General features: G+C 38.2%; 3 protein-coding genes and 1 pseudogene. All 4 read right to left on the reverse strand.

The genetic code is table 11. The features are described from left to right. Positions 1 to 266 precede the first annotated feature (266 nt). Complete coding sequence (locus ACYQ2M_RS24300; protein ID WP_459918988.1) at positions 267 to 4,022, reverse strand: chitobiase/beta-hexosaminidase C-terminal domain-containing protein; 3,756 nt, start codon at positions 4,020 to 4,022, stop codon at positions 267 to 269. A gap of 442 nt (positions 4,023 to 4,464) precedes the next feature. Then, entirely contained in the window at positions 4,465 to 4,671 is a 207-nt protein-coding gene (locus tag ACYQ2M_RS24305; RefSeq protein WP_459918989.1) for a hypothetical protein, read from the reverse strand. Positions 4,672 to 4,990: 319 nt separating this feature from the next. After that, the gene (locus ACYQ2M_RS24310) at positions 4,991 to 5,485 is read right to left on the reverse strand and encodes a hypothetical protein (protein ID WP_459918990.1); all 495 of its coding nucleotides are present in this window, start codon (positions 5,483 to 5,485) and stop codon (positions 4,991 to 4,993) included. Positions 5,486 to 5,857: 372 nt separating this feature from the next. Next, a pseudogene (locus ACYQ2M_RS24315) lies at positions 5,858 to 7,064 on the reverse strand (ISL3 family transposase). Positions 7,065 to 7,075: the final 11 nt, after the last annotated feature.

A 7,075-nucleotide genomic window follows, 5' to 3' on the forward strand; every position in this document is an offset into this window, starting at 1 on the left:
ATACCTAATCCCATACTCCCAACAAAGCGTCATAAACTCCTGTGAAGAACAAAACCGATCTAAAACATTCTCTTTTACCACCCCCAACAAACTTATCCTACCAACAACTATTCCCCATCAAACTCCCAAATAAAAACCAAACAAGTTAATCCGAATAAATTGCCAACTCCACTAAATTGATAATAGCATTTTTCGCCTCGTCAGTTAAATTGTACGGATACCCGTATTATTTTATCTTAGCGTAGTTGTATCAGTTTTGTTGAGCGCTATAGAGATGAACCTGAAACAAAATCATCAATCATCGTCTTAGCATCTTCAAGACTTGCCGTTGTGTCATCGACAACATTGATAAAAGTTTGAAACTCCAAATAGTCAGTAAACTCCTGAATATTCTCAGCACAGTAATTAGAAATCTCCACACGGTTAACAAATTGCCTATAGGCTGCCAGTGTTTTGGGATCAGTCGAATTAGCATAATCATATACAGCATTAATCAATGAGGTAACCACCGTCCCCTTACTTGCGCCTCTATCAAGTGCTGCGACCCAATAAGCAATTCCTTGAGGATCGTCATTCAAAGTTTTGTTTAATGTATTTTCATAAATAAATTCTATAAAAGCTTGATCATCATACAAAGTACTTCCAAAATAATCTTTGGCAGCCTCTGTTGATAACATGACATCAGCCGTAATTACCATATTCTCTTGATTTAAACACCAATACGCATTACCGGCCCCTTCGGATGCCCGACCAAAAAGGGATACATACAATTGAGAAACATTGCTTTGAGTCAGGGAAACAGTCCCCAATTGAGTAATCGCTACATCCAAAAACGAATTAGTACCATCAATAATTACTCTAACTTTTTCCACCCTATTTGAACTTGAAGTATTTTCCAAAAAAGCAACCCAGACTGTCCCGCTATTTGTACCCGTCGAGCCAGACTGAATTGAAAGCCAATCATCGCCAGATACAACAGAAGCAGTCCAAGGCATAGTACCCGTACCAATATTATTTACCGTAAAACTTGTCGTTCCTTCATTACAAGACACATTTCTCAAACTCGGAGTAACAGACAATTCGGATTTTTTTTCTGAATCAATTACAAAAACCGCTGAAGCAACATCACTCTCACTAGAATCTTGTCCAAATGCCTTAACCTTGAGAGTAAACTCCCCACTTACTACCGAAAAAGGCATAATGTATAGAGTTGAGTTTGTAGTTGGCAAAGAACCATCAATAGTGTAACGAATTGCTGTATCTAAAGTAGAGCAAGATAGCTCAATTGTTGGTAGAGTCGTAAAAGTTCCTCCATTAGGGGATATAATTGGAGTGGCAACAGTTTTTGAACAGCTATTAGTCATAAATGATTTGTCTGAGCCATAAGAAATGCCATAACTGTTTGAAGCGACAGCTCTATAGTGATATGTGGAATCACATTTTAAGCCCTCTATTTTTTTTTGAAGACTAAATGGGCCACTACACACTCCAAAACTTTGAGTCGTGCTTGTCTTGTCATAATTATCAGTTAAACCATATTGGAAATAACCAATCGTATCCGAACCATTACAATCTACTACACCCCAAAGGGCAGCGTTTGTTGCATTAATATTAGATACACCACTTGTTTCTACGATTGGTTTTGCTTTCGTGTTTTGCGGCACAACATCAAAAGGCCCATAAGCCCATTTGTTATCACTCTCTGAACTCTCCTCAACCTCATTATCCCTATCTGCAATGCAAATTAAATACCGCTGCCCAATGTCATCCTCAGTAAACTTATACTCGCTACTTTCAGTTGTAGTCTCTTCTTGTTTCATTTCCCAAACTGTATCGCCAGAATCTGGCTTAAGCGCTGTACTATAATCACTTGATGACTCTCCAATATAATAAGCAACTTCGCACTTTTCGGATTCTTCATCGCCAATATTCTTAACAACCGCAGTCCAATTAACACTATCACCAACATGATACGCTCCATTCTCTGGAGAAGGAGAAGGTGAGAAACTTTTTATGATTAGATTGGGTAAAGATAAAAAGGGTTCTTCTGAAATTGGCCCATGCATAAAAAGACTATATCCACTCTCCTCATTTCCTATAAAACCCGGGTCATCATCCCCTATAACATATCCTGATGCTCCGAAAACAATAGCGTAATATTCACCGGCATCAAAGCCATTTAACTCAACTCTCTCTGTTTTTGTGCTCGAAAGAGAAGCCGAATCATACCAACTACCAGTCGCAGGTACCCACTTCCCTTTATTATTTAATTTTCCAATCGCCAAATCAAGATCATATTGGCTGCTGCCAGAATTGGCGCTATTTTCAATACTAATCTCCACATAATCATCACTTGTACCCATTGAGGTTATCTCAAACTTATAATAATCTACATCTCCATTAGTAACATTCAGGTCTTTTTCATAATATTCACCTTCTATCTTTCCAAGATTTGAGGCTTGTTGATAGGAATCGTTGGGTTCACCGGTGTCAGGCGCAGAAGATTCAGTTACAGTAAGCTGCATTGGTGCATAAAAATATCTTGGAAACGCAGAACCTGTTGACTTGATAAAAACATAATAAGTTCCGGGCTTTTGATTCATTGGCATCGTTAATGACATTGGGTCATACATACCTTCCATCCCATTACTTTCACCATGTTCACGCTCCCCAAGCAATAAAATATGCCCATCATGAGGATTTCTGTTATCATCAAGATAAAATTCAACTCCAAAATCAGTAGACCAAGACTCATATCGGTAGTCCACCTTAAAGGTATTCCCAGTTTTTATATTTGTAGTTTGAAGAGTTAAATATCCAACATTATCAACTTTATGACCTAATTTTGGGGTGAAAGATCGAGATTTCCCATTTCCGTTAATCATTGAATGAAGTCCATTGATAGGACGATTCTGCCAGTCGTTTGCCACAAGACTAAATGCATAACCAGTGCTTTCTCTCGATCTTTTGATGCCATCTTCATAAGCATCAGCGACATACCAGTCTGAAGTTACACGAAAGCCTGCATCTTGCTCTAGGAACACTCCACCATTTAACAGGAAAGAATCTGAAGTTGAGATAGTTCCTCTATACCATGCGTGCACATCGGAGTGTTCATATGTAGGCCAGCCATAACCTCCAAGATTCTCAAAATAACCTTCATCAAGCCTGATTTCCAAGGCTCCTTCTACGGACTCTCCATCTGGTTGAAATCCAGTAGTTCCAGAAAAATAACCTTCATATCGATAATAATTGTCGGCAAATATAACATTTCCAGGAACTATTAATCCCCCATTGTCTCCCCAGTCATCTTGCCAATAAACCTCAGCAGATGTAAGATCTATGGGATGAGGATCTAAAAAGGTAACTTGATCTATCCATAATCCATATTCTCCAAGTTTTTCAGCAAGAGCTCCCATAAGACTACCACCTCTACTGTGTCCAATTAAATGAATCGGAGAACATATTGGCAATATACCACCAAAAGCAGGAGTTATCTGCAAATTCGTAAGAGCATTACAGGCAATTTCAGCAATAAGTTCAGTACTTCTTCCGCCACCAGCACCACCCCATGAATCAAGATCTGTCCATATAAGTTTTATGATAGTTTCTCCACTTAATGATTCAGTCATTGATACAGACGACTCTTTTTGAATTCCCCATAAATAACCATTTGATAATAAAACAGAATGATCACATTCTGACAAAGTTTCAAAGTCGTTTGCAATTTCCAAAGTATACACGGCTGTTACTTTGGTCTTTTCATTTTCGGAAAGCTTTCTTTTTTTCATGCTTTCCATTTCATCTACTAATCGTAAATGAATAATAGATTCCATATTGTCTAACCAATCGGTATTATTATTGGTGGGGAAATGATATCCATGTGTAATAATAGTTACACCTCCAGCAAATACAATATTCGAGATAATAAAAAAATTCATTAAGTAGAAGCATAAGACAAGTGTACCAATTAATCTCAACCTTTGACTGATTTGTCTTTGATGATGATGAATAGAAGACATTCGCTCTTTTCCCTCATTTTTTAATTACAAAGTTATAAAAAATTATTCTTGGAATTGTAAACAAACAAGTAATTTCTTTTCATTGAAACTTTAAGAATTCTATAAGAAAATATATTAATTACATGGTCTGTTATTACGAGACTCATTCATCTAGAAATAATAGCAAGAACTAAAAAACCAACAAAAAATCCTAACACTAAAAACCAAAGAATTGCTCCCCGTATTGAACTCCAAATAGCAACCTTTTTAGAAACTCTTACTTCATTAAGTAAAAAATATTTTTTTCTTAAATAATTAAATAAAAAAAATAAAAAAAAGGGAACAAAAACTAACAAACTGAGAAGTATTGATGGTACTTCTTTATATCCTATTGTAAAAATGATCATCGTCCCGATAGCAACTACGATTATTAGTCCAACAAGAAATAAAAGGAACAAAACCATTAAAACATCAAATAAATAAAATTTTTCTTTTTTAATATAAGGCTAGCCTGACTATTTTCGGAAACAATCTTTTTCTCTTTACAGAAATACCCAACTGCCCCACCAGCACAAATTCCAATGAAGACAAATAATAATAATAACGACAAGCCTAAAAAGAACTCATTTCTTTCAAAAATAGTAATAAAGATCGGAAGAAGAGAAACCATCAACCCAACAACTCCGCCAACTACAACGCCCTTTCGAAATCCACTCAGAACACTCCAACTCATATTTAACAAAAATATTTATACTATTTAAAACTAACTCATAAGCAATAACTTGACATCTGTCCATTGGAGATACATAGCACATGTATAACTAATATTTTTAGGAAGAGAATTTATATCAGGAGAGAACACAACAACACACCAGATTCAAAATATCCAATTATAAATTCCTACCACCCCAAAACCTACCTGTCAATCACAAAAAATCCATTTTTCTCATTCCCCAAAATCCAATAGCAACACAACAAACAACTAATACCTACTTCCCCAACACCCCCCGCCGCCTCACCAACTCCCAATAATCTTTCAACGACACCATCAAATATTTCTTCAAAAACATCAAATCTCGCCAACACTCCAACGACTCCTTTCGCCTCTCCCTCTCAAGCTTCAAAATCTCACCCTCAAGCTTTGATTTAACCTCAGACCTCGCACCATCCAACCCCTCTAACAACTCCCTCTCCAACGACTCATACTGCAAAACCCTATCCCTCAACTGACAAACCTCAAAATCAATCTTCTCAAACTGCCCCCTATTCAAATCCTCCCGAAGAACAATCTCTTCTAAAAGCGCAACAACACCAGCCTTCAAAGTTCGAGCCCTATCTGAAATCATATCCCCAAGAACACTTTTCCGCTTCTCTCTTGGAAAATTAGAAGCTATATCCTCAATAGACTTCCTTGTGCCTGAATCCTCAAAAGGAACAAAAACCTCATCTCCAACATCCCGCGAAACCAAATCTTCCATTGTCATTATTAAATGAAAGACCTTTTAAGCCGTGTATTAGAATTGGAACCTGCTTGAAAATTTCATATTAAAATCTCAAAAATTCTACCGAAGAAAAATATATAGAAGGGAAATTCTTGATAGTAAGAGCTCCCAAGGGAGAAAGGGGATTCTTTAAAGCAGCGATGTTTCTAATGATCTTATAAAAATCAAATAAAAGAGCCCTTAGAAAAGAGCCTCTTAAAAAGTTACCAAGAATAATTCAAAGTTAACATTGGAGCAAGGTTAGTTTTATCTTTCTCCTGAAAATCATTGTAGCAATCAGGCTTATAACAATCAAAACCAATTCTGAAATGCTTATCGGCAGCACTTTTATCACCAAAATGGCTCCTCGCTGTTTCATGTGGGTAGCGTATAATCCAGCTTACCCGCTATGAGGTAGATCATGGTGATATAGTTTCGAGACGAACGATGCCCTCTGGCTTTTGCTTTGGCCGCCTGGATCAGACTGTTGATGCCCTCTAGGATTCCGTTATTAATGTGGGAATGAAACCATCTTAAGATGCCGTCCCAATGACGTTTAACGGTATAAGCAGCCTGCTTGACAGGTTCAAGCTTACTGTGAGTCGCCCAGAAGTACCATTTTTTCAAAAACGCTTCTGCATTTTCCGGTGTCTGTGTCCAAAACTCCTGGAAATTCAGTTTGATGTGATAAGCTCTGGCTGTCTTTAGATTTAATTTCGGAATTTTCAGTTCTTCAAACTGTTTTGATTGGTCTTTTTTTAATTTGTCGGGATTTTTCAGCCAAATATACCTGGTTTTCTTCAGTTCCGGATGATTTTTTTGTTCCTGGCGACGTACCTCATCCACAGCGTTGTTGATGATCTTCATGACATGAAATTTGTCAAACGTGATTTGTGATTTCGGCAGGTATTGTCCGATGCCGCTGACAAAAGCCGGTGACATGTCACAGCAGGATTCTTCAACTGCGTCTGGCTTTCCATCATGCTCAGCAAAGTCTTCGGAAAATCTTTTAACGGTGTCGGCCCCTTTCCCTTCAGTCGCGCAAATGACTTTAGGCGTATCCAGATCCACAAAAACGCTGACATAATTGTGGCCTTTTTTGCCGGAGGTTTCATCAATTCCAACGCGTTTAACCTGAGACAGGTCAAGCTGGTCTCTTGCTTTATCAACATAATGGTTCAACAGGCGCCACAAGCGGGTATCCTGTTCACCGACCAAGCGCGCAACCGCTTTCACCGGCATAGCTGTCACCATGGGCATAATCATGGCTTCAAACAATAGCGTAAAACCACTATCCGGGCGTTCCCACGAGACCCCCACCACAGTCCTTGCAGTTCACTCGTGGAACCCTGGCGGACAAGTAGGCTTCATGTTGAAAAAAATTGAGGTGACGCCATGTTTTTTGGGTCGTGTCATATGCCGTGCAGTCAGATCTGCCGCACTCCGGACAACTGAATACACTATCTTTAGGAAAATCCAGTAGAATATCAAGACGTTTCTTATCTGCATTAAAGTCTACGGATACAGCTTCCCACGGTGGCGTCAAGTTCAGGGCTAACTGAAATAGATCGATGTCTCGCATATGCTGAATTA

It is taken from the genome of Desulfocicer niacini (assembly GCF_054657595.1).

Bases quoted from the DNA above. Each gene is read 5' to 3' on its own strand.
- ACYQ2M_RS24300 (WP_459918988.1), bottom strand. From the start codon at position 4,022: ATGTCTTCTATTCATCATCATCAAAGACAAATCAGTCAAAGGTTGAGA.
- ACYQ2M_RS24305 (WP_459918989.1), bottom strand. From the start codon at position 4,671: ATGGTTTCTCTTCTTCCGATCTTTATTACTATTTTTGAAAGAAATGAG.
- ACYQ2M_RS24310 (WP_459918990.1), bottom strand. From the start codon at position 5,485: ATGACAATGGAAGATTTGGTTTCGCGGGATGTTGGAGATGAGGTTTTT.